17 protein-coding genes are annotated in these 23125 nt (G+C 62.9%); 10 read left to right on the top strand and 7 right to left on the bottom strand.

All coding sequences use genetic code 11. The features are described from left to right. Positions 1–139 precede the first annotated feature (139 nt). Positions 140–664 carry a Rid family hydrolase gene (locus GYH35_RS26000; RefSeq protein ID WP_202624704.1) on the bottom strand — a complete coding sequence of 175 codons (525 nt, stop codon included), beginning with the start codon at positions 662–664 and terminating at the stop codon, positions 140–142. 229 nt (positions 665–893) lie between these two features. On the opposite strand from GYH35_RS26000, the gene GYH35_RS25995 reads away from it, so the two are divergent. Further along, positions 894–1904, top strand: a complete 1011-nt coding sequence (locus GYH35_RS25995) for an NADP-dependent oxidoreductase (protein WP_161829921.1) — start codon at positions 894–896, stop codon at positions 1902–1904. A 62-nt stretch (positions 1905–1966) separates the two neighbouring features. Here GYH35_RS25995 and GYH35_RS25990 read toward each other — a convergent pair whose 3' ends face one another. Then, entirely contained in the window at positions 1967–2914 is a 948-nt protein-coding gene (locus GYH35_RS25990) for a helix-turn-helix domain-containing protein (protein ID WP_161813147.1), read from the bottom strand. A gap of 533 nt (positions 2915–3447) precedes the next feature. On the opposite strand from GYH35_RS25990, the gene GYH35_RS25985 reads away from it, so the two are divergent. Beyond that, positions 3448–3690 carry a hypothetical protein gene (locus GYH35_RS25985; RefSeq protein WP_129642351.1) on the top strand — a complete coding sequence of 81 codons (243 nt, stop codon included), beginning with the start codon at positions 3448–3450 and terminating at the stop codon, positions 3688–3690. 72 nt (positions 3691–3762) lie between these two features. Here the strand turns inward: GYH35_RS25985 and GYH35_RS25980 are convergent, their stop codons facing one another. Further along, positions 3763–6021: a patatin-like phospholipase family protein gene (locus tag GYH35_RS25980; protein ID WP_161829920.1), complete on the bottom strand. Its 2259-nt coding sequence runs from the start codon at positions 6019–6021 to the stop codon at positions 3763–3765. Between the two features lie 57 nt (positions 6022–6078). Between GYH35_RS25980 and GYH35_RS25975 the strand changes: the two genes are divergently transcribed. Together GYH35_RS25975 and GYH35_RS25970 are read left to right on the top strand one after the other, a co-directional pair. After that, positions 6079–8088 (top strand): pyrroloquinoline quinone-dependent dehydrogenase, encoded by a 2010-nt coding sequence (locus GYH35_RS25975; protein WP_161829919.1) that lies wholly within the window; start codon positions 6079–6081, stop codon positions 8086–8088. 7 nt (positions 8089–8095) lie between these two features. After that, complete coding sequence (locus GYH35_RS25970) at positions 8096–10207, top strand: TonB-dependent receptor (RefSeq protein ID WP_161813144.1); 2112 nt, start codon at positions 8096–8098, stop codon at positions 10205–10207. Here the strand turns inward: GYH35_RS25970 and GYH35_RS25965 are convergent. From GYH35_RS25965 to GYH35_RS25950, 4 genes are all read right to left on the bottom strand, one after another. After that, the gene (locus tag GYH35_RS25965; RefSeq protein WP_161829918.1) at positions 10192–10788 is read right to left on the bottom strand and encodes a Uma2 family endonuclease; all 597 of its coding nucleotides are present in this window, start codon (positions 10786–10788) and stop codon (positions 10192–10194) included. The two genes, GYH35_RS25970 and GYH35_RS25965, sit on opposite strands and share 16 nt — an antisense overlap. A 206-nt stretch (positions 10789–10994) precedes the next feature. Further along, a complete protein-coding gene (locus tag GYH35_RS25960; RefSeq protein WP_202624702.1) occupies positions 10995–12593 on the bottom strand; it encodes a hypothetical protein in 1599 nt (532 codons plus the stop codon). 12 nt (positions 12594–12605) lie between these two features. Next, entirely contained in the window at positions 12606–15197 is a 2592-nt protein-coding gene (locus GYH35_RS25955; protein ID WP_202624700.1) for a LamG domain-containing protein, read from the bottom strand. A gap of 14 nt (positions 15198–15211) precedes the next feature. Further along, the gene (locus GYH35_RS25950) at positions 15212–16417 is read right to left on the bottom strand and encodes a hypothetical protein (RefSeq protein ID WP_202624698.1); all 1206 of its coding nucleotides are present in this window, start codon (positions 16415–16417) and stop codon (positions 15212–15214) included. A 492-nt stretch (positions 16418–16909) separates the two neighbouring features. Here GYH35_RS25950 and GYH35_RS25945 point away from each other — a divergent pair, with 492 nt between their 5' ends. From GYH35_RS25945 to GYH35_RS25920, 6 genes are read left to right on the top strand one after another with little or no spacing between them, the layout of a single operon-like run. Further along, entirely contained in the window at positions 16910–19696 is a 2787-nt protein-coding gene (locus tag GYH35_RS25945; RefSeq protein WP_161813141.1) for an HzsA-related protein, read from the top strand. Next, positions 19696–20445, top strand: a complete 750-nt coding sequence (locus GYH35_RS25940) for an outer membrane beta-barrel protein (protein WP_161813140.1) — start codon at positions 19696–19698, stop codon at positions 20443–20445. The genes GYH35_RS25945 and GYH35_RS25940 overlap by 1 nt, the downstream gene beginning before the upstream one ends. Then, positions 20412–21119 (top strand): outer membrane beta-barrel domain-containing protein, encoded by a 708-nt coding sequence (locus GYH35_RS25935; RefSeq protein ID WP_161813139.1) that lies wholly within the window; start codon positions 20412–20414, stop codon positions 21117–21119. The genes GYH35_RS25940 and GYH35_RS25935 overlap by 34 nt, the downstream gene beginning before the upstream one ends. A 45-nt stretch (positions 21120–21164) precedes the next feature. Continuing rightward, the gene (locus GYH35_RS25930; protein ID WP_202624696.1) at positions 21165–21677 is read left to right on the top strand and encodes a TlpA family protein disulfide reductase; all 513 of its coding nucleotides are present in this window, start codon (positions 21165–21167) and stop codon (positions 21675–21677) included. A 23-nt stretch (positions 21678–21700) separates the two neighbouring features. Then, positions 21701–21925 (top strand): DUF4266 domain-containing protein, encoded by a 225-nt coding sequence (locus GYH35_RS25925; RefSeq protein ID WP_407676192.1) that lies wholly within the window; start codon positions 21701–21703, stop codon positions 21923–21925. 8 nt (positions 21926–21933) lie between these two features. Beyond that, positions 21934–23118: a DUF3570 domain-containing protein gene (locus tag GYH35_RS25920; protein ID WP_161813138.1), complete on the top strand. Its 1185-nt coding sequence runs from the start codon at positions 21934–21936 to the stop codon at positions 23116–23118. Positions 23119–23125 lie beyond the last annotated feature (7 nt).

Below are 23125 nucleotides of genomic sequence, written 5' to 3'. Positions count from 1 at the left end.
TACGCACCTCGGGGCAGCGGAAGGACGCTATGTTGCATGGGATTCGGGGAGCGGTATAGATGCGGCCGGGCGCGGCCAAAACAAGCCGGCCCGGCGCGCTCGATCGACGCACCTCGACTCCCGCAACCGCCCGGAGTGGTTACTGATTTTTGGAAGCCGGAAGTCGCGCGATCATCTGCACCTCGACCAGGCCGCGCCTGGCCAGCAGACCGTTCGTGCCGACCGCCGTCCATGCGGGATACGGCGCTTTGATGTAGTCGGCTGCGACTTCGTAGAACGCATCCCAATGCTGATCGCGCGTACCGGTGAAGTTGGGGCTGTCCCAGACATGGAAGCTGTTGACCATGACCACGTCGGCAAAGCTGGCGCCCGAGGCGGCGAGGTTCGCCTTGATCCGCTCGAATCCACGTCGCACTTGATCCTTGAAGGCCGCGACGTCCGTGCCTTCTTTCTCGCGCGGCCCCATGACGACGCCTGACAGATAAAGCATGTCATCGACGCGACGGACTGCCGCGTATCGATATTCGTCGTAGCCTTCCTTCTCGAGGGCAGATGACAGGACCACGGCGCCATGGGGCGCCGGGATTACGACCGGCCATTGGGCGTCGGCAGAATGGGCAGCAGTGGCGGCGAACAAAGTCATTGCGACGGCAGCTCGGAACATGGAAGCTCTCCTCACGTATATGAATGTCTTGATTGAGCGATCGGCCTGCAGATGACCGGCATGTTATGACGACCATTGCGGCGTGCCTGACGGCATTCGTCGCGCCAAGCCAACGTTTCGTCTCAGCCGCTGGCGTAACCCGATTCGATCCGCAGTCGGAGATGAGCGCGTAGCTACGAACACGCTGAAGTCCCACGATCGCCTCCGCCTATAGGAAACAAACGCCATCATGCAACTGACCTTTGTGCTTAGTTTATTTGTATTGCTGTGCGCGCCGCTCGCGTCCGCCGATACGCCGCCTGCAGAAATGCGAGCGCTGCTCATGACCGGCTACGGCGGGTCGGAAGTCCTCAAACTCGACGAAGTAGCGACGCCCACGCCAGCGAGCGGCGAAGTCCGGATCCGAGTGCATGCCGCGGCCGTCAATCCCATCGACTGGAAGATTCGTACCGGCAAGTTGCAGCGAAACTATGGTGTCAAACTACCCTACATCCCGGGCCGCGATGTGGCGGGAACCATCGACGCGGTCGGCTCGGGCGTCACTCGCTGGAAAGTAGGCGACACTGTGGTGGCTGTGACGGACGGCGGCACGCTTGCCGAATATGTGATCGCTCCGGCAGAGAACGTTGCACGCAAGCCGGCGAAACTCACGTTTGAAGAAGCAGCTGGCATTCCGACAGCATCGCTCGCCGCGTGGCGCACACTCATTACTAACGGCGACATCAAGAAAGGTCAACGCGTTCTAATCCACGGCGGCGCGGGTGGCGTGGGCAGCACGGCCGTGCAACTGGCTCACTGGCGTGGGGCGCATGTGATTGCGACCGCGTCCGCTCGCAATCACGAATATTTGAAATCGATCGGCGCGGACGAAGTGATCGACTACCGCACCACTCGCTTTGAAGACGTCGTGAAGAACGTGGACGTAGTGCTCGACACGGTCGGAGGAGACACATTGCAGCGCTCGCCTGCAGTGCTGCGTGAAGGCGGCACGCTGCTAACGATCGTCGGCATACCGCCGGCGCAGGCATGCAGTGAACGGAAGCTTCGCTGCCCGACTCCGAGCACCGCCACGAATGAGCAGCCCGGCGAAGAACTAACGAAGCTCGGGCAACTGTTCGACAACGGCGCGTTGAAGATGCAAGTAGAAGCGACGTTTCCGCTGGCGCAAGCAGCTCAGGCGCTGGAACTGAGTGAGACGGGCCGGGCGCGCGGCAAGATCATCGTTCAAGTCATCGAGTAACAGGCGCGCAAAAAGAAAAAGCTCCAGCAGGGCACGCCTGCTGGAGCTTCAAGCAGTCTGAATCACGCCGCTGCTGCCCCCATGCCACCCATGAAAGTCAGCGAGTCGGCGGCGCGACGGCATTCACGCGGTGTCACGCCATGGAAGCGCCGCAGAGCGCGGAACAACGTCGAGCGGGAGTCGAAGCCGACCACCTTCACGATGTCTTCCACTGCCATCTCGCTTCCACGCAACAAGCGTCCAGCCACCGTCGTGCGCTTACGCTGCAAGTACTCGTGCGGCGTCACGTCGTGGATGTGCTTGAACAGCCGCAGGAAGTGATGGCGCGACAGGAACGCGGCGCGAGCCATGTCACCCAGCATCAACGGCTTGTCGAAGTTGGAGTGAATGAAATCGGTCGCCAGCGACACCCGTCGCAGGATCTCGCGACGCGTGGCCGCGCGACGCACCGGCACGCCCCGCGCCCGCTGCAACACGTCGCGATGCCGAGCCAGCATGCGCTCGAGCAGGAACGCGAACTGTTCTTCGAACCACAGCGGATCGTTCAAGCCCATCTCGCAGTGACGACGAATGAACAGCAGCACCGGCGTCACGCCCCGGTCGTGGGTCTGCAGGTGGGGAATGAAAGGCAGCGTCGCCGACGCCTGCACTTCACCCTCGTCCAGCAGCCGGTCATCCGGCGTGAGCATGGCGCCGAGCACTTCCTCCGGCATGCCCTTGCGGAACAACACGGTCAACACATTCACGGGCTCGGCGCCGCGAATGCGCACCGCGGCCGGTCCAGAGGGGATCGGCAACCAGGTGTCGTCGTCGACTGCGATACGCCGGTTGTCCAGCGTGACTTCCTGCCGCCCGCCCCATGCGCTCAACAGCGCGAAGCGTTCGCCATCCATCGTGTAATCGGCGACCTGCGTGTGCAGGCTCACCACGGTATTCTCGGAGCTGGGCTGTCGCGCCAACGCCGCACTCAGATCACCACTCACCATCTCATGGGTTCGACGGAGAATCATCCCGTTACCCCTCCCCGTTGCTTAGCAGTCAACACCGGCCGCAACACCGGCCTCACTGGAATCCCGCCGTCGCCCTCACGGCACACGCCGCAACTCCACCCTAAAAGCTGACACATCCTGGAAATCGGCTGAGTTGTTACCATTTCCGCGCCATTTCGCGCCGGCTACAAGCGCTTTACGATGATCTGATTGCGGCATGCGGCGAAAGGTTGCAGTGGTCCCCAGACTTCGGTCAGGCCGGAGATGAATTACGCAATGAATGAGACAGCGTCGCGCACGATCAGATATCGATGGACAGGATGAGTTGATAACTGTCGCCGTCAAAAGTTGCAGGTGCGCCACGACTTTCACCGCATCGCACCCGCTTTTGAACGGGCCTGGCTTAAAGACGAGTGAGACTGCGCGAAGGAGACACCTTGCGAAAAAGAATCTGCGACGGCGTCGGGGCGAATGCGGCTGGTGGAGTCGAGGGCCGACCGGGTAAAATCGCGCCCGCTTAGAACTTGTCCAAATCAACAGACTCCATCCGGCCCATGCCCATCGCTCACGAACACAACCTTGCGCGCCCCCTGCCGCGCGACTGCCAGTTCGGCATTCGTGTCAAATTGCGCTCCACCGATCCGTTCAAGAACCTGGTTGGCGGGGACTGGACGCGCGAACACTGGTACGCAACGCGCGAAGAGCGCGACCGCATGCTCAAGGAAATGAGCGGCCGCTACGTGTACTTCCGCCCGGGCGACCGCCCGACCCTGGAGTTCGAGAAGGTCGACCGGTAGCCCAGCAAAAGTCACGCCTTTTGATGGGCGTGTCGAAAGGGCCTCGGCCGCTTTCGACCATGGAATCCGCCGCTAGAAAGTCCGGCCGAGGAACAGGTAGAACGCCTTCTCCGACTCCTCGGCATCGTAGCCCGTTGCCAGGTAAACGGGCCCGAGCGGCGAATCGATGCCGAAGAACACGCTGAAGTTCTTGCGCAGATCCCCGAAGCTCGCGTCGCTGCTATCCAGCCAGGTGTTGCCCATCTCGAACGACAGGCCGGCATAGGCCGGGAAGTCGAGCACGCCCGCGCCACCCCGCCCCACGCGCCGCTGATAAATGAGCCGGCCGATCCCATAGTGCGGACCGGCCAGATAGCCCGGCGGCAGCCCGGACAGGTTCAAGAAGCCGCCCAGCGAGTAAAAATTCTCCGGCCGCGCCAGCTCCGCATCGGCGGTGGTGCCCCCTTCCAGCCAGAAGATCAGCGTGTGGCGATCGAACGAGCGCGCCACCAGCCACGAGGTCTCGAACGCATTCAGGTTCTCTTCCGAACCGATGCTTTCGCGCTCGCCGCGCCACTGGAACTCGAACTGCTGGCCATGGCGCGGGAAGAAAATGCTGTCGAGCCGATCGTACGAGAAGCGCGCGAAATAACCGCCGCGGTCGAATTCATCGACCGGCAACGTCGGGTCGCCGATCAGCACACGCGCTCGCCCCGTGCCTCGTCGCATGCCGAACCGGACTTCGCCCCAGTTCGATATCTCGCGTCCCACGTCCAGGCCGCCTTGCAGCGTCCGCACCCGATACTCCGCCAACAGGTCCTGACGATCTCCGCCCAACTGGAAGACACTGCGCTCCTCGAAATCGATGCTCGGCGCAATGAAGTAGCGGCTCGCCAGCGACAGCGGTTGATACAGCTCGGTGAACAGCTTGGGGTTGTCGCCGATCTGGATGTCGGTCAACCATTCGGCGCCGAGCGGATTGAGCTCGGTGGCGATGAAGCGTACCGCCGCGTTGTAGCGGCTGGTGCCCTCGAAATTATCTTCCAGGTTCAAGCCGAAGCGCATGTAGTTCGGCCCCCAGCTCTTGCGCTTCAGGTCGAACTCGAGCCCGGCGCGACCGTTCTCTTCGATCAGGTTGTAATCGATGGACTCGAAGCGATCCAACGCATACAGCGAAGACAACTGGCCGCGCACGCGATCCGCATCGATGGCCTTGCCGACCAGATTGCTCATGGTCGCTTTCACCAGCGGGTCGTATTCCATCGAGCGCGGATCGGCGCGAACGAACTCGACCGTCGGCAAGCTGGCGTCACGCGGATTGCGAGTGGCCAGATAGCTCAAATACTCATCCGGACTCAGCGCGAGCTTTTGTAACGACGCGGTTTGATCGCGCGCCCCGGTCTCGCCGGCGCCCAATGCCTGCGTAACGCGGCTGAAATCCGCCGAAGGGAACCGGCCGAGCGGCGGCTCGATCACAATATCGTTCGGCCCGAGCAAAGCTCGCTGCTCACGGGTCCGTCCCCGAATCAGAATCGCGAACGCCTGGTTGGTGATTTCGATGGGCGACGTCAGATCTTCGGCGGCATACAACGGGAAGCTCACATCGACGACGATCAGCACGTCGACCTTCATCGCCCGCGCAATTTCGACCGGCAGGTTTTCGGTGAGCCCGCCATCGACCAGCAACTTGCCGTCGCGTTCGACCGGCGCGAACACACCGGGCGCAGACATGCTGGCGCGCATCGCCGTTACCAGGTCGCCGGAGTCCAGAATCACCGGCTCGCCCGTCTCCAGATCCGTGGCCACTGCACGAAATGGAATGGGCAACCGATCGAAGCTCTGAATCGCGGCCACCGGCAGCGACGCGCCTCGCAGCACCTGCTCGAGCTTCTGGCCTTGAACCAGGCCGCGCGGCAAGACGAAACCTTTGTCGGTCACGCCGAGCGCATAACGCACCAGGAATTCACGATCGTCCTGCTTGCGCCGGAAACCCAGCTCTTCACGCGGCGGGCGGTCCTTGAACGCGTCTTCCCAATTCACCGAGCGCAGCAGTTTTTCAATGTCGGCGACCGGCATGCCCGACGCGTACAACCCACCGACCACCGCGCCCATGCTGGTGCCGGCGATCGCATCGATGGGAATGCGCATCTCGTCGATTACTTTGAGCACGCCGACATGCGCCGCTCCACGCGCGCCGCCGCCACTTAGCACTAGACCGACACGCGGTCGTGACTGCTCCGCGGCTGCCGCCAGCACTGGCGATATCAACGCTGCGCCGAGGACCAGCGCGATGAGCATCGCGATCGACGACGCAGGGAAGCGCCGCGCGCGGCATGCGAGATGGGCCTTCATCGTCGAAATTATAGGACAGAGCTTGTGACGCCGAACCTTGCTCGCTAGGCTTTTTGCATGACATTCGCCTGTCGCCGTCCGGCCACGCTGCTCTGGATCGCTCCGATCGCCCCCCTCGTCGTCATGTTGGGCGGCCTCGTGGCCAGTCAGGCAGTGGCCGCGCCTCCGCATCGGCGGCTCAACGACGACGATGCGCAATGGCAGTTTTACGGCGGCGATGCCGGTGGCACGCGTTACGGGGCGTCCAGGCAAATCACGCCAGGCAATGTCGATCAGCTGGAAATCGCATGGACCTATCGCACCGGCGAGCTCGGCGTCGGCTTTCTGCGCGCCGGGAAACTGTCGTTCGAAGCGACGCCCATCCTGGTCGGCGACACGCTGTATGTGAGCACGCCGACCGACATCGTGATCGCACTCGACGCCGCCACTGGCAAGTTTCGCTGGCGTCACGATCCTAAAATTCCGCGCCACCTGCATTACGCCGAGGCGACCTCTCGGGGCGTTGCGTGGTGGAGCGATGAATCGGCCGACGCCAATGCACGCTGCTCGCAACGTATTTTTATCGGCACATTGGACGCGCGACTGATCGCGCTCGATGCCCGCAACGGCGCGCCTTGCAGCGATTTCGGCAACAGTGGCAGCGTCGATCTCGCCGCCGGCGCGAGGCCGACTGAACGCGGTCAATATCTAGTCACATCGCCGCCAGCCGTTTATCGCGACTTGATCGTCACAGGCTCGGCGATTGGTGACAATCGCGGCGTCGAGCTGGAACGAGGCATCGTGCGCGCCTTCGACGCCCGCACCGGTGTGCAACGCTGGTCGTGGGATCCGATTCCGGTTACGCCCGCAGAAGCGACGACACACGGCTGGACCGAAGAATCCGCTCGACGCACCGGCGCCGCGAATGCCTGGTCGATGATTTCGGTCGATGCGGGCCGCGGTTTGATCTTCGTGCCGACCGGTTCGGCGAGCCCGGATTTTTACGGTGGCGAACGGCCCGGCCTGAACAATTACGCAAACTCATTGGTGGCGTTGCGCGCCGACACCGGCGAACGGGTCTGGCATCGCCAGCTCATTCATCACGACCTGTGGGATTACGATCTCGCCGCCCAGCCCATGCTCATCGATTTCGAGCGCGAGGGTAAAGCCATTCCCGCGGTCGTGCAGGCCACCAAGACGGGCATGCTGTTCGTGTTCGATCGCGAGACCGGCGAGCCGGTGTTCGAGATCGTCGAGCGACCGGTGCCTGCGTCGACCGTGCCCGGTGAAGTTGCTTCGCCGACCCAGCCATTCGCCGCGACACCGGCGTTGGTCTCGCATGCGGCCATCACGCCGCAGGACGCGTGGGGCCTGACCGTGATCGATCGCGCCAAGTGCCGCGACCTGATCGGCAAATATCGCTCGGAAGGGTTGTTTACCCCGCCCAGCCTGCAAGGAACCATTCTGTCGCCCAGCTTCGTCGGCGGCGTGAACTGGGGCAGCCTGGCGTTCGATCCCGAGCGGCAACTGATCCTGGCTGCCGTCAATCACGTTCCCATGGTCGCGACGCTGGTCCCACGCGAGCAACTGAAACCTATGCGCGAGTCCGGGAATTATCCGGACTCGGAGTTCGCACAGCAGGCGGGCACGCCATACGGCATGCGTCGTGAACTGTTGGCGTCGCCGCTCGGGCTGCCATGCACGGCCCCGCCCTGGGGATCGCTGGCCGCGGTCGACCTGCGGCGCAATGCCATCCTCTGGCAGGTGGTGCTCGGCTCGACTCGCGACAGCACGCCCTGGTTCGTGCCGTCCCGGACCATTGGCATGCCGAACATGGGCGGGCCGCTGGTGACCGCGGGCGGTCTGGTCTTTATCGGCGCGGCCACGGACAATTACCTGCGCGCGTTCGATATCGAGACGGGTCGTGAGCTGTGGAAAGGCCGTCTACCCGCGGGTGGCCAGGCAACGCCCATGAGCTACGAGAGCGGCGGGCGCCAATATGTAGTGATTGCCGCCGGCGGACATGGCGGGCTGAAAACCAAACAGGGCGACTACTTGATCGCCTTCGCACTGCCGCCGGCGCGCTGACGATTCAATGAACAGGTTCATCATCATGCGTGCTTCGCGCTTCGGTTCCACCGCCCTGCTGGGTTGCTCGGCGCTGTTTATTTCCACCCTTCAGGCGGCCGACCGTACCAGCGGCCGCGTGGAAGAAGTCGTCGTGACCGGCACACGCGAAGCGGAACAACTGCGCGACTTCGCCGGCAGCATCTCGCTCGTGAAAGGCAACGACGTGACCGTCGTCGGCTCGACTCATCACAGCGAGATCATGAATCGCGCGCCCGGCACGATGATCCAGCGCAATAGCGGCGAGGAAAGCCTGACCGCGATCCGCTCGCCCGTGCTCAGCGGCCCCGGCTCGTGCGGCACGTTTTTGTTTCTCGAGAACAGCGTGCCGATCCGTCCCACCGGCTTCTGCAATGTGAACGAGTTGTTCGAGGTCAACAGCGAGCAGGCCAGCTCGATCGAAGTGCTGCGCGGACCGGCGGGAGTGATCTACGGTTCCGGCGCGATGCACGGCGCGATCAATGTGATTTCCGCTCAGCCTGGCGACATGCCAGCACGCAGCCTCGCGCTCGAAGGCGGCCCGGATGAGTACTACCGCGGCAAACTCGGCTTGAGTCACAAGAGCGATGCGACCGATATCGGCGGTGTCGTGGTCGCCTCGCACGATGGCGGCTGGCGCGACAGCTCGGGCCTCGAAGAACAGAAGCTGAATGTCGGGCTCACGCATCGGCGTGGCGAGGCACAGATGGGATTGGATCTGGCCGCGACCAATCTGAACCAGGAAACGGCAGGCTTCATTCAAGGCTTCAACGCGTATCGCAACGAAGCCATCGCGAAGTCGAATCCCAATCCGGAAGCGTATCGCGACGCCTATGCCGTGAGGCTCACGGGCCGCTACGAGCAGCCGCTGAACGACACCATGCAACTCGCCGTGCGTCCGTATGCTCGATACTCGCGGATGGATTTCCTGCAGCACTTTCTCATCGGCAAACCTCTCGAGGAGAACGGCCAGGAGTCGGTCGGCGTGCTGACAGCGCTCGATTTCACCGCGTTCAACAACACACGGTTTCTGACCGGCGTCGATGTCGAGTTCGCGCAGGGCTTCCTGAAAGAAACCCAGCCCGGACCGGCGACGGATGGCGCGCCCGCCGCGAATGCCATTCGTCCCGCTGGCAAACATTACGACTATCGAGTGGACAGCCGGGTTGCTGCGGTTTATGGACAGGTCGAGCAACCGTTCGCGCAGCGTTGGAAGGCGATCGGCGGCGTGCGCTACGAATACGTCGATTACGAATATGACAACCGCATGATCGCCGGCAACACCCGTGAGGATGGCACGACCTGCGGCGCCGGCGGCTGCTTATACAATCGTCCGGCGGATCGCAGCGACGATTTCAGCAACGTGACTTCCAAGCTGGGGCTCAGCTACGAGATCGCCGACGACCACACTTTGTATCTCACCGCCACTCGCGGCTATCGTGCGCCGGACACCAGCGAGCTGTATCGATTGCAGCGTCAGCAGTCGATCGCGGATCTCGATGCGGAACGTCTCGACAGCATCGAGCTCGGCGCTCGCGGCTTCTTCGGCCCGCTCAGCTATTCGCTCGCCGCGTTCACGATGGACAAGGACAACGTGATCTTCCGCGACTCGAACGGCTTCAATGTCAGCGACGGCCGCACCGAGCACGATGGCGTCGAATATGAGTTCTCGTGGGCGCCGCTCGAGACGCTGTCAGTGGCGCTCGCCGGCACGTATGCGGAGCACACTTACGACTTCGACCGTGTGATCGAGCAAGGCGAAACCATTGTCGCCGGCCGCGACGTCGACACCGCGCCTCGTCACATCAACACCGCCCGCTTGAATTGGAGCTTCCTGCCGTCGGCGGCAGCGGAATTGGAATGGGTATCGGTGGGCAAATACTTCGTCGACGCCTCCAATTCGAACGAGTACGGCGGCCACGACCTGCTGAACGTGCGCGTCAGCTGGCAAGCCACCGACAACTGGCGTGCCCTCGTTCGTCTCAACAATGTCACCGACCGCGCGTACGCCGACCGCGCCGACTTCGCCTTCGGCAACTATCGTTATTTTCCTGGCCGCGGCCGCACGCTGTTCGTCGAAGTGCGCTACGAGACGGAATAGTCGGCGAAGCTGAAAAGCCGCGCCAGATTGACATGCACATCCAGCGACGGCACGGCTAACGATCCTGGAATTTGCATCGACGTTTGTTCGACGAAGGCGCCCCCATGCGGGGCGCCGAAGCAGTTGAGCGTCTTTACGCCGATATCCACCAGCCAGGCTTCTCGCACGCCGTAAGCAGCATACAAAGGCATCTTGACCTCCCGATCGTAGAGCCAGCTGCTGTCGCACACCTCGATCACCAGCAACGCATCGCGCGCGGTCGGGTGAGCCTCGCTGTAATGATCGCGACGCGGACGAAGCAACATGAGATCGGACTGCGGTTCCGAATGGCGGCTCAGCCGCAGCGGAGACTGTTCGAACACCAGAGCCCGATCGCCGACGGCCTTCAGCAGTTGCCGATGCATCCATGAGACCGTGGCCGCGTGCCGACTTCCTATCGGAGGCATATCGCAAATCTCTCCTTCGATCAGCTCCGTCCGCGCATCCGGCGCGAGCAAGCCGACTTCGGCCATGCGGTAGTACTGCTCGATCGAAAACCGGTACGGGCTGTACTTCTTAACGTCGATTGCGTTGGTAGCCATGTTGCAAAGACCTTAGCAGCGTCGCCACGGCGCGAATGACGGATGCTCATCGCGATCCGCCGCGAAAATCAACAGAAATTTCGACCTGGATGGTGTAGGAGGGAATTTTCGTTCCGCGGCATCTCCGCGCGTTCGCGCGCGCGAAATGCCGCGGAAATAAAAAGGCCCGGCGAGAGCCGGGCCTGACAGTCGACAGCGCGAAAAAATCAGACCGTGCCGCTGGCGATCGGAGTGAAGGCAATCAGACCGTCGAGCGCGCCGTCGATGCCGAGAGCATTGCCAAACAGCCCGTTGAACAGATGTTGTTCGTCGTGCAAAGCCATGTAATTCAGGATCACGGTCTGCACCAGCAGGTTGACGTTGTTCGCAGCGGGGCTGCTGCTGGTCACCACATCGCCGCCGGCGCTGTAGTAACCGATCTGCTGATGATTGGCCGCCGCCGGCGTGCCGTTACCGAGCAGCGTCGGGCGCCCATCCGGGTTGTACACGAGGAAAAACGAGGCCGCGGTCTGCTGGTTGTCGCCGGTCCACTGGCCCTTGCCGCGGCCGCCGACGGAATCGTCGACCATGCCATTCGAAGACAGCGAGCCGTCGCTGAAAACGTAGATCATCACCGGTCTGTTGGTCAGCGCCGCATATTCCAGACAAGCGCCGATGCAACGGCCCGCGCGCAAATCGCGAGCTTCGCCCGTGGCCCGTTCGCCGGTGTGATAGTCAAAACCACCCATGGTGATCGTGCCCGCGCCGGCGTTGCCGTCGATGACCAGCTTCATCACCGAAGCGGTTTTCTGGAATTCGCCGTCGCCGCCGAAGTCGGCGCCGCCGAACAATCCCTGCACGCGCGTATCCAGCGAAGGGTTCAGCGACGCCGGATTGCTGAATGTTTCCACCGTATCGGCGGTCTTGAGGTAGGCGCACTGAAATTGTTTCTTGACCGCGGCGTCGCCGCCGACGCCACCGACACCGCCGGCGCCGAGGCGCGTGTCGACATGCGCCAGCTTGCGGCCGCTGATCTTGTACATGGTCTCGAGCGTCTGCACGGTATCGCTGACGCTCAGGATGTTCGCCACTTCACCGGTATCGACCAGACCGGTCACGTCGCTGACGCGATCGATCTTCGTCGGGCGGTTGGCCGGATCGATCATCGCGGCCGGCGCCATGGAATTGCCGCCGGATTCCGAGTTCTGCGAACCGATCAAGGTCAGCAGCTCGCCTTTGGCGCCCTGACGGTTCAGGCCGGCCTGGGCGATGCCGTACATCGGGTTGTGGGGATTGTTGCTGGTGTCGTTCTCGGAACGCGCGGCGATGACGGCGCCGTTCACGAAGGCACGCGTTTCCGGCCTGGTCTTCTCCAGCATGCCGCGCAGGAAGGCGCTGTCCGAATGAAACGCCAGCCCGAACTCGGTGTTGACGAAGTTGGTCGTGGAGTTGTTCGGCAACATGTTGCCCGGCAGGCCCAGCTTCGAGTAACCCTGGGTGCTCAGGAAATCCAGCTGGCCGCCCCGCTGCCCCACCAGCACGTTCGAGCCGGCGATGTTCGCGCCGCCAGCGAGGTCGAAGCAGATGAAAGGAATCTTGCCGTTGCCGCCGACGATTCCGCAGTCCTCCTTTTCCTGCTCCGTCGCCGCCCGGGCGCGGCGCGACGCCATCATGCTCATCGCGGCAGGCACCACGACGGTGGCTGCACCGGTCGTGAATCCCTGAGCGAGGAAATCACGACGAGTCACCGGTCTTTTGTGCGACTCATGCTTCAGCGGCTCGTTCAGGCCGAGGGCACGCTTCCGTTTTGATTTGATGATCAACATGCGAATTGCCTCTTACTGAACCAGGCCCGCGGCGTTGCCGAGAGCGGCGCCACAGGCGGCCTTGATGACTTCCACGGTGCGATTGACGTTGGTCCGCTGATTGACCGTGCCACACGCCAGGTTCTTGGTCTGCGGCGCAACCACGACCGCCGGCAGGCTCGGATTGCACAGCGACTCCACGAGATCGCCCATGTCGGTCGAAAACTCGGGGCTGGTCGGCTGCGAGATCGCCGTGCCGATCATCTTGGCATGCAGACGATTGATAACGGCCTGGCCATTGGCATTCACCGCGCTGTAATCGGGCTCCGTGAGCACGTCGTCGTAATTCACGCCCGCACCCGAGAAGAACCCATCGCGCAGGCTCGGCGTATCCATCATCACGTTGCAGTACTGCAAGGCCAGCTGAGCCAGCGAAGTCTGATGCGACGACAGGAAGCCCTGGATGTCATTCACTGCCGGCAGCGACTGACGCACGCTGGCGTACGTCGCCTTCACCTTTGCGTTGTCCCGCGGCACGCCGGTAATGGTCGACATGGTCGCGTTGATGGCGTCGAACAACTTCACGCCGATGTCCGAGCCCGCCTCCGCCAGCACCGGCGTCGGAGTGATACCCGCGGTGTACTGGGTGCAGGCGTTGGTCTCCGAGCCGAGCGCATCGAAGCACAGGAAGAACTGGTCCGTCTCCGGTCCCTGCTCCACCGGAATGATGGTGCCCACCGCGGAGAGCAGCTGACCGGTCGCCGCCGAGTACATCTCATTGGTGATGTTGGTATCCAGCAAGCGATAGGCCTGGCCGACTTGCGCCTCGGCGCCGTTCACGCCGATGCGCATGCCCTTCAGGCGGATGCTGCCCGGCATGGCCGTCGCATCGAGGCTGATGAACTTCGGATTGGTGAACAGATAACCGTACGAGTCGTACTGCGTGGCCTCGAACAGGATGTAGGCCTTGGGCACGCTGACGATGTGCGAGACGCCGAACAGCAGGAAGAATTTCTGGCCGACGCCGGCGGCGAAGTTCTGCTTGATCTGCTGCAAGGTCAACGCACGGTTGAAGACCGCCGCCAGGCGCACCACACCCTGCCATTGACGGTCGCCGCTGGCCTCATTGCCGAGGAACAAGGCAAAGCTGTTGTCCCATGCCTCGAGCGTGCCGCCGCCCGAGCCGTCCACATCGCCGGTGAACTCGCCGTTCACATAGATGCGACGGCCGTTGACCGGATCGAACGTCACGACGACGTGCTGCAACGATGCCTGCAGGACTTCCTGATCGGGATCGGTTGACAGTCTCGGCGCGCCATCGGCGTCGGTGGCCGAGCTGCGGGCCGCGAACTCGTAGTTGTACAGCTGCTGGCCCAGCGTGAAATTGCGCGCAGTCGCGCTGCCCGAGTAGCTGACGATGCGGGCGTCTTCCTGCGTGACGTTACCCGGCGCGACCCACGCTTCGATGGAATATTCGCCGGTGGCGGCGATCTTTTCGTAGAACTTGCGGCTCGCCGCGCCGAAAGTCTTGGCGCGCCCGTCGCGGATATTGATGCCGTAACCGCCGACCCAGTCGATGCCGGGCACCGACAATTCCAGGTCGGCCGCGGGCGCCACGCCGCTGGTGTCATACGCAATGTTGCCGCTGCCGGTCTTGAACTCATACAGCGCGACGATGTTCTTTTCGTAACGGCTGCCGCCGCTCGCAATCGTGCCGTCGTACAGCGTCAACGCCTTGCTGAGCATGCCCGGCGGTGTCGGGTCGGCCGGGATGGCGCCGGCCAGCGTCCGGATGCGACTCAGCAGCACCGTCGCGTCGGCGTCGCAATCGCTGGTCCAGCAGTTGTGACTTTCGTCGGCCAGGCGGATTACGAAACGAGACAGCTCCGGCTCGTTGAGATTGATCTTCGGCTGCGAAGCTCGATAAGCCTCGAGGTACACGTCCGACGTGAGTATGTCCGCGGCATTCCGATCGCCCGCCGCAAAGAACGGCGACTGCGCGGTGGCCGAGTCGGGCTGATGGCAGTTCGAGCAATGCTGATCGAGCAGGTCGTAGACCGGCTTGAACGCCGCGGGCGGCATCGCCGGGAAGCGCTTGCTGGCGCCCGGATCGATCGGAGTTGGCTCGACCAGCTGGATCTGCTTGGCGCTGTTCCCGTCGGCGCCGACCCAGGCACTGATCCAGGTGGTGAGATCCTCGGCGCAGGCGCCGGGATCGCCGCGCCAGCAGTTATGGCCGCCGGCCACTTTGGTGACGAGCAGCGACAACCCGGGGTTTTCGCGATTCACGATCGCGGTCGTCTGTTGATACGCCTGGTTCACGTCGTCGGAGCGAGCGAACGTCGGCGCCTGGCCGTTGGCGTTGTGGCAGCCGCCGCAACGATCGGCGACGCGGATGTTGGTCCAGAATTCGTTCTGGAACGCCAGGATGTCGTCGTTGGCCGCGGGTAGGCCGTTATAACCGACGTTCGGCGTCGGCGCGCCGGGGTTCGGATTTTGCTCGGTGCTCGAGCCGCCGCTGCAACCAGCCAGGGTCAACGCGCCGAGCGCGGCCACCGCCGCGAAGCGGGCCAGTCTCGCCGCCATGCCGATTTGCTGAGCGCGCATTTGTTTCTTGATGCTCATGGGATCACCGTGCCTCACTGGCCAGCGCATTGCGCAGCCACCTGCGCGAACACGGTGCGCATGCTGCCGTTGGTCTGGAAGTTGCTACCAATGCTCTTGACCGCGTCGTACTCGGCTTGAGTCGAGGGCGAGCGGAAACAGATCTTGCGATACGCCTTTTCGGCCTGGCATTGCGCGAACGCGCCGCTGTACGCCAGCTCCTCTCCCATGCTCTTGGCGCCGTTGCCGCGGCCCGGCAGGTTCGACGACCAGCCCAGCACGCCAGCATCGTTACGTCCGGGCAGACGCATGCGGTTTTCCCACGCATCGTTCGGCGTGACATAGCCGGGCTTGAAGTTGTCGGCATTGATCAGGTACTTCGGTTGCACCTGGTTCGGCGTGTACACCAGCCGGCCGACGGTCTCGTCGAAGTCGTAATACGCGAAGGCCTGCGCCATCGAGTCCATGACGTTGTGGCAGCCGACGCAGTTGTTGTTGAACACGCTGCTGTCGCCGCCGGGGCTGCGCGTCACGTCCTGACGGATACGATCGGGCGGCAGCGACGTGTCGTGCACCTGTTCCAGGTCGCGGCACATGTGATTCAGCAGCGTGAACCGGAACATCGCGCGATTGGTGCCGTCGATGAAAAACGCTTCGGCGCCGGCGCGCGAAGTAATGACGCCCGCGGTCGCTTCCGGCGGCAGGCCGTTCAGCGCGGACTGCACTTCACGCCTCAGAGTGCGCAGGTCGACGCTATTGCTTTCCAGCGCCTCGTAGTGCGCGTTGCTGGTCGGCGAGTACGCCGGACCGCTGCTGCCCACGTAGAGCACGTTTTCGAACAGCACCTGTCGGAAATCCGCGTTGTCGTCCTTGATCAGGCCGATGACCGTGGCGGTGTAATCGTTCAGCGGCGCGAACACCGACTGATCGCGATTGGTCCACGGCGACGCGAAGTTCTTCAGCGTGACGGTATAGAAGTTCTTCGAGGTCTCGTGGTCGGGATCGATGATGTCCGCCGCGGTGGCTTCGAGCTCGGCGATCGAGCCGCTACCGACCATGGCTTCGAGCCTGGTGAGGTCGCTCTCCGACGGCGGCGTACCGGTGAGCCGCTCGTACATGCGGCGGGCCTGGGCACGTCCAGCCGGCGTCGCAACTGCCTGTTGCCCTGACGCGAAAGCCAGTAATGCCACGCCCAGCGCGGCTGCTTTCGCGAGCGGCGAAGTTCCGTTCGTTCGTTTCATGTTGCTCATGCAGCTCTTTCCCACAGCCGGACGATCTACTCTCGGCAGACTCCGGCAAACTCTTAAGGGTCACCCGCGGTATCGATACAAAGTCGGTTGTACCCCGACATTGGGAGGACTATACGGTCGCGTTTTCAGCCAGTTAACTGTCTCAATCGCCATACGTCGCGCCCAAGAGACAGTGTCTGGCGCTTCGCGCGCGCGTGTAGTCTCGCCGCCACGATGCGCAGTCCGCCGACGCACCCGCCATTGATATCGACGGGGTCACGGTTGGAGTGTGAGGCGCTTCACGCAATGGTCCGAAGCCCGGCGGAACAGGCGCTAGATTCAGGGAATATCGCGTCCGCTTGTGACTCGCTTAACGGATCGCGAAATATGTCGCGTCGAAGATGGCGCCCCCCGAAAACGAAGCGCCTCCGAGCCATCGAATACCTGGCGAATATCTGGCAGACAACGTTGTTAATCGATGCGAGAACTCGGAGTAACGCTTCAATGAGTCATCAGGCGCAGCAAGACGCGTCGAATCGGGCCAGCGTGCGCAAAGGCGGCGCGGTGCTGCTCATGAGCGCCATTGCGTTCCTGCTCGGCGGCTGCGACAGCGGCGGCGGCGGCACCGACGTGACCATCGGCAGCGGTCAGAACATGGATCCGGTGACGCTGGATTTCCCGGTGTTCTACGTGAAGCGTCCGGTGCCAGATCCGGAAGACGACGAGCTGGCGAACGCCGATGCGCGCGAGCTGCTGCGTTTCGAGATCGGCGCCGACCTGTTCATGCGCGATCGCGCCTCGACCAGCTCGCCGGAAGTCAATCTCACCTCGGGCGAGACCCAGGGCCTCGGCGATATCCGCGACGTGAGCGTCAACTACGACGGCACCAAGGTGCTGTTCTCCATGCGTGCGCGCTTCATCGAGAACGCGGACGAAGAGGATCAGCCGACCTGGAACATCTGGGAATACAACGTGGCGAGCCGCGCGCTTCGCCGCATCATCACCTCCGACATCGTCGAGGAGACGGGTCACGACATCATGGCGCACTACCTGCCGGACGGGCGCATCGTGTTCAGCTCGACCCGTCAGCAGGCCTCGCGCGCCGTCCTGCTCGACGAGAACAAGCCGCAGTTCGCGGCCCAGGACGAGAACGACAACGAGCCGGCCTTCGTGCTGCACGTGATGGACGAGGACGGCACCAACATCCATCAGATCTCGTTCAACCAGAGCCACGACCTGGCGCCGGAAGTGCTGCCCAACGGCCGGATCGTGTTCACGCGCTGGGAGCATCACATCGATGACAACCAGTTCGATCTGTATTCCATCAATCCCGACGGCTCGGATCTGCAGCTGCTGTATGGCGCGAACAGCCATCAGACCGGCTCGCCCAATCCGCCGCCGGCCGCCACCTTGAGCACCATTCAGTTCCTGAATCCGAAGCCGCTGCAGGACGGCCGCACGCTGTCGCTGATCCGTCAATTCCAGGGCACGGGCGAAGGCGGCGACCTGGTGCTGATCGACACCGATACTTACGTCGACAACACTCGCGCCGCCGCGGCCGCAAACATCGGCATGACCGGTCCGGCGCAGACGCGCGCGCTGCCGACCGATGTGCGCACGATTTCCGGCCCGTCGCCCGGCGGCCGGTATCGCACGGCTCAACCGTTGTATGACGGCACCGGTCGCCTGCTGGTGAGCTGGTCGCAGTGTCGACTGGTGGAGAACGAGCGCATCGTCCCCTGCACCAGCGAGCGCCTGCAGAACCCCGATGCGGTGGAAGCGCCGCCGCTGTATGGCATCTATGTGTACGACGTTCGCGAAAATACTCAGCGGCCCATCGTCGTTCCGCAGGAAGGATTCATCTACACCGAAGTGGTGTCGGGCTCGCAGCGTGCGCTGCCTGTCGTCATTCCGGACCGCACCGCGGGCATCGACTATCCGCAACAGTTGCAGAACGAAGGCGTCGGCGTGCTGAGCATCGGCAGCGTGTATGACATCGATGGCGTGGACAGCGTGCCCGGCGGCATCGCCACCGTCCGCAGCCCGGCGAACACGGCGGCTTACAACACCCGCCCGGCTCGTTTCCTGCGCGTCGAGAAGGCCGTATCGATTCCGGACAACGACACCCGCAACTTCTCGAACACCGCATTCGGTCCGAACCGTGCGCTCGGCATGCGCGAAATCCTCGGTTACGCGCCGATCGAGCCGGACGGCTCGGTGAAAGTGAAGGTGCCGGCGAACGTCGCGTTCTCGATCAGCGTGCTCGATGCGAATGGCCGCCGCCTCGGCGGCGCGCTGGGCGGCCGCCATACCAATTGGCTGCAAGTGCAGCCGGGCGAGCAGCTGACCTGCAATGGATGTCACAACGGCAATGCCACCACGCCGATGGCGCATGGTCGTAAAGGCATGACGAATCCGGTGAATCCAGGCGCACCCAGTGCGGGTGTGCCGTTCCCTGGCGCCAACTCGGCGTTGTTCGCGAACAGCGTCGGCGAGACCATGGCCGAAACGCGTAACCGCATCATGTGCAATGGCGCTTGTTCGATGAGCGTCGACCTGGCGTTCAGGGATTACTGGCTGCCGGTAGCGCCCACGACCAACGAGGTCGACGCGTGCTATGCCACCGGCGCGAACAACGTGCTGACCAACGCCGTCACCCCCACCCCCTTCGCCTGTCAGAACTCGTTACCCGCCGGCGCGGTGGCGCCGGTCGCGTCGACCTGCCGCTCCAATCTCACGAGCCTGTGCCGCATCACTATTCATTATGAGAGGCACATTCATCCGTTGTGGGGGCTGGACCGCTTCGTCGATGCCAACAACGACGGCATCAACGACGTGGATTCCAACGGCGTGGAAATCAACAACAAGTGCAACAGCTGCCATGCGCCGCTGAACGCAGCGGGCATGGTCGACGTGCCGAAGGGCGATCTGGACCTGACCGACGGCGCGTCCGAAGAGCAGGCGCTGCAGTTCAAGTCGTATCGCGAGTTGCTGTTCGGCGACCGCGCCCAGGAACTGAATGGCACCGTCCTTCAGGACATCTGCGAGGAGCAGCAAACCGATCCGGTGACGAACGTCACGACCTGCGTCGCCTTCCGCAACGTGCCGGCTTCGATGAGCGCCAACGGCGCCGCGGCCTCGACTCGCTTCTTTAATACGATGTCGGGCGCCGCCGCCGGCACGGTCGACCATAGCGACTTTATGTCATCAAGTGAGTTACGCTTGCTGTCCGAATGGTTGGACATCGGCGCGCAGTACTTCAACGACCCGTTCACCGCCCCGGAGAATTGATGTCTCGGTCGCTCACGCCGCTATCGTTCCTATGCTTGCTGTTGCTGTTCGCGGCGGGAGTGCAGGCTAAAGAACCGGCGCACAAGATCCTCATCGCCGATCCGTTCATCGAGCTGCGCTCCGGTCCGGGGCGCGGCTATCCGATCTTTCATGTGGTGGAGCGCGGCCGTGAAGTGGAGCTGGTGAAGCGCCGCACCGACTGGTTCCAGCTGCGCACCGATCAGGGCGTCGAAGGCTGGGCGTCGCGCGATCAGATGATCGCGACGCTGGAGCCCACCGGCGAGCCGCTCGATCTGCAGGAGCCGGCGCGCGAGAACTATATGAGCCGCCGTTGGCAGGCCGGCGTGAGCGGCGGCGACTTCGACGGCGCGAGTCTGATCTCGGTGTTCGGCGGTTACGCGTTCAGCGACAACCTGTCGATCGAGCTGACCGTCAATCACATCATCGGCGAGTTCTCCAACAGTCACAGCTACACCGTCGGCCTGTTGCACGTGTTCGCGCCCGAGTGGCGCCTGTCGCCCTATTTCACGCTCGGCACCGGTGTGATCTACACCGATCCGAAGGCGAACCTGGTGGACGCCATCGACCGTGACGATCAGATCGGCTACGTCGGTGGCGGCCTGCAATTTTATCTGACCCGTCGTTTCATGTTGCGCTCCGAATATCGTCACAACATCGTGTTCACGAGCCGCAACGACAACGAGGAAGTGGACGAATGGAAGTATCTCGGTTTCGCATTCTTTTTCTGAGCCTGCTCGCCGTCACGGTGCTGCCGGGCTGCTCCCTGCTGGGCGGTCGTGACGACGACCGGCCTGAGCCGTTGGCGCCTGCCGCGAACGCGGAGCCATTGACCGGCGAGCCGGACCAGCGGCCCATCATCGATCCGCAGGTCGAACGGCGCGAGATCCGTCGCTCGCGCATCGACACGGAAGATTTCGAGCTGGGCGGCTACGTCGGCATCATGAGCATCGAGGATTTCGAGAGCAACGTCGTGTACGGCGGGCGTCTCGCTTATCACCTCACCGAAGATTTCTTCCTCGAAGGCACGTACGGCAAGTCGCGCGCCGGCCGCACCAGCTACGAGAACCTCGCCGGCCAGGCCGATCTGCTCAACGACGACGAGCGCGACTATTCGTATTACGCGCTGTCGCTCGGCTGGAACGCGCTGCCTGGTGAAGTATTCATCGGCAAGAACCGCGCATATAACAGCGCGTTCTACCTGGTGGCCGGCATCGGCAACACCGAGTTCGCCGGCGACGATCATTTCACCGTGAGCGGCGGCTTCGGCTATCGCGTGCTGCCGGCGGACTGGATCGCCGTGCACTTCGACGTGCGCGACCACATCTTCGACAGCGACCTGGTGGGCGAAAAGAAGATCGTCAATAATCTAGAAGCGCATCTCGGTTTGTCGATTTTCTTCTGAGCGACGATACCTGCTGGATTGGTGTGTCATAGAGGGTCGTCTCTCATGTCGATGGGCAAACGGATTCGCGTCTTGATGCGTGTCGGCGCGCTGTGCGGCGCGCTGGTTGTTTCTTCGCTGGTGAGCGCCAGCACGCCCACTGGCGTGGCGCCCACCTTCACCCTGCCGTCGCGGGCTGGCGACAACGTGTCGCTGGAGCAGCTCAAAGGCAAAGTGGTGATGTTGAATTTCTGGGCGAGCTGGTGCGGCCCGTGCCGCACGGAGATGCCGCTTCTCGAACAGATGCACAAGCGCTACAGTTCGCTCGGCTTCACCATGGTCGGCGTGAATGTGGAAGCGAACACGGCGGACGCCGAGCGCTGGTTGAAAGACACGCCGGTCTCGTTCCCGGTGCTGTTCGACCGCGAGAGCAAGGTGAGCAAGCTGTACGACGTGAACGCCATGCCGAGCACGGTGTTCATCGACCGCAAGGGCAACATCCGCTACCTGCACCGGGGCTACAAGGCGGGCGACGAAGGCGAGTATCTGAACCAGATTCGCGCCCTGCTGAAAGAGTAAGAGGTCACGACGTGATCAAGGGAATCGCGGTCAAGGTAGTGTTCAGCGTGGCGCTGGTCTCGGGGCTTTCCGCCTGCGGCAACATCGAGCCGTGGGTGAAGCCTTATGAGCGCCAGCAGCTGGCGGATCCCATCATGTCCGCGAATCCCAATCCCGTTTCCTCTGCTTATATCGACCACGTGTGGGAAGCTCGCGAGGGCGCTCGTGGCGCACTCGGCGGCGGCGGTGGCGGCTGCGGCTGTAACTGAGACATCGCATGAGCCTCGCCCGCAACAAAGCACGCATTCTCTGGACGATCGTGACCGGCGCCGCACTGGCGCTGCCACTGGCGAGCTCGGCCGGCGTGCTGCCGGACGATCGCGCCGACGCGCTCTATCACCGTTACGAAGGCGGCGGCGTGACCATTCACGGGCCGTCGGTGCTGGTGCGGAAGAAGATGGCGGAAAAGTACGCCGTCAGCGCCAACTACTATCAGGACATGATCACCAGCGCGTCCATCGACGTCGAGGTGAGCGGCGCGAGCGAATACAAAGAAGAGCGCGATCAGTACTCGCTGGGCTTCGAGTATCTGCGCGGCAAGACCACGTACAACCTCAGCTATACCAACAGCGACGAAAACGATTACGAAGCGCAGACCGCGAGCTTCGGCCTGAGCCAGGATCTGTTCGGCGACCTGACCACGATCAGCATGGGCTTCTCGCGCGGCTCGGATAAAGTGGGCAACTCTACCGACCCGAGCTTCGAACAAGACATCGACCGCTGGAGTTACCGCGTCGGCGTGTCGCAGATTCTCACCAAGTCGTTGATCGCCACGATGAACCTCGAGGTGATCACGGACGAAGGCTTCCTGAACAATCCCTATCGCTCGTATCGATACGTCGATCCCAACGACAACCGCCGCTTCATCCTCGCGCAGGAAATCTATCCGCGCACTCGCACCAGCAATGCCGTGGCGGTGAACGGCCGTTACTTCCTGCCGTATCGCGCAGCTATCTATGGCGGATACCGATTCTTCACGGACACGTGGGACATCCGCGCCGACACTTTCGAGCTCGGCTACATTCATCCGATCAAGCAGCAATGGACGCTGGAAGCGCGCGTTCGCTACTACCAGCAGGACCACGCCGAGTTCTATGCCGACCTGTTCAGCCGTGTGGACCAGCAGAACTTCCTGGCCCGCGACAAGGAGCTGTCGACCTTCAACAGCGTCGCATTCCGTATCGGCGCGAGCTACGAGTTCGCCCAGACCGGCTGGCGCTTCGTGAAGAAGGGCTCCGTGAATCTGTTCTACGACCGCATCGAGTTCCAATACGACGACTTCCGCGACGCTCGCGCGTCGCAATTGCTTCCCACCGACCCGGGCTATGCGCCCGCTGGCAGCGAGCCGCTGTACGAGTTCGGCGCGAACGTGATTCAGGCGTTCGTGTCGATCTGGTTCTAGCCACGCG

This window comes from Steroidobacter agaridevorans (genome assembly GCF_009932555.1).
Taxonomy (GTDB): domain Bacteria; phylum Pseudomonadota; class Gammaproteobacteria; order Steroidobacterales; family Steroidobacteraceae; genus Steroidobacter; species Steroidobacter agaridevorans.
Note: the sequence above shows the minus strand (reverse complement) of the source record. Positions and strands in the feature narration are given on the sequence as shown.

Coding starts and splice junctions, on each gene's coding strand:
- GYH35_RS25990 (WP_161813147.1), bottom strand. CDS start 2,914: ATGATTCTCCGTCGAACCCATGAGATGGTGAGTGGTGATCTGAGTGCG.
- GYH35_RS25945 (WP_161813141.1), top strand. CDS start 16,910: ATGAGTCATCAGGCGCAGCAAGACGCGTCGAATCGGGCCAGCGTGCGC.
- GYH35_RS25935 (WP_161813139.1), top strand. CDS start 20,412: ATGGAAGTATCTCGGTTTCGCATTCTTTTTCTGAGCCTGCTCGCCGTC.
- GYH35_RS25965 (WP_161829918.1), bottom strand. CDS start 10,788: ATGGCTACCAACGCAATCGACGTTAAGAAGTACAGCCCGTACCGGTTT.
- GYH35_RS25920 (WP_161813138.1), top strand. CDS start 21,934: ATGAGCCTCGCCCGCAACAAAGCACGCATTCTCTGGACGATCGTGACC.
- GYH35_RS25980 (WP_161829920.1), bottom strand. CDS start 6,021: ATGAAGGCCCATCTCGCATGCCGCGCGCGGCGCTTCCCTGCGTCGTCG.
- GYH35_RS25930 (WP_202624696.1), top strand. CDS start 21,165: ATGTCGATGGGCAAACGGATTCGCGTCTTGATGCGTGTCGGCGCGCTG.
- GYH35_RS25970 (WP_161813144.1), top strand. CDS start 8,096: ATGAACAGGTTCATCATCATGCGTGCTTCGCGCTTCGGTTCCACCGCC.
- GYH35_RS25955 (WP_202624700.1), bottom strand. CDS start 15,197: ATGAGCATCAAGAAACAAATGCGCGCTCAGCAAATCGGCATGGCGGCG.
- GYH35_RS25975 (WP_161829919.1), top strand. CDS start 6,079: ATGACATTCGCCTGTCGCCGTCCGGCCACGCTGCTCTGGATCGCTCCG.
- GYH35_RS25985 (WP_129642351.1), top strand. CDS start 3,448: ATGCCCATCGCTCACGAACACAACCTTGCGCGCCCCCTGCCGCGCGAC.
- GYH35_RS25960 (WP_202624702.1), bottom strand. CDS start 12,593: ATGTTGATCATCAAATCAAAACGGAAGCGTGCCCTCGGCCTGAACGAG.
- GYH35_RS25950 (WP_202624698.1), bottom strand. CDS start 16,417: ATGAAACGAACGAACGGAACTTCGCCGCTCGCGAAAGCAGCCGCGCTG.
- GYH35_RS26000 (WP_202624704.1), bottom strand. CDS start 664: ATGTTCCGAGCTGCCGTCGCAATGACTTTGTTCGCCGCCACTGCTGCC.
- GYH35_RS25995 (WP_161829921.1), top strand. CDS start 894: ATGCAACTGACCTTTGTGCTTAGTTTATTTGTATTGCTGTGCGCGCCG.
- GYH35_RS25940 (WP_161813140.1), top strand. CDS start 19,696: ATGTCTCGGTCGCTCACGCCGCTATCGTTCCTATGCTTGCTGTTGCTG.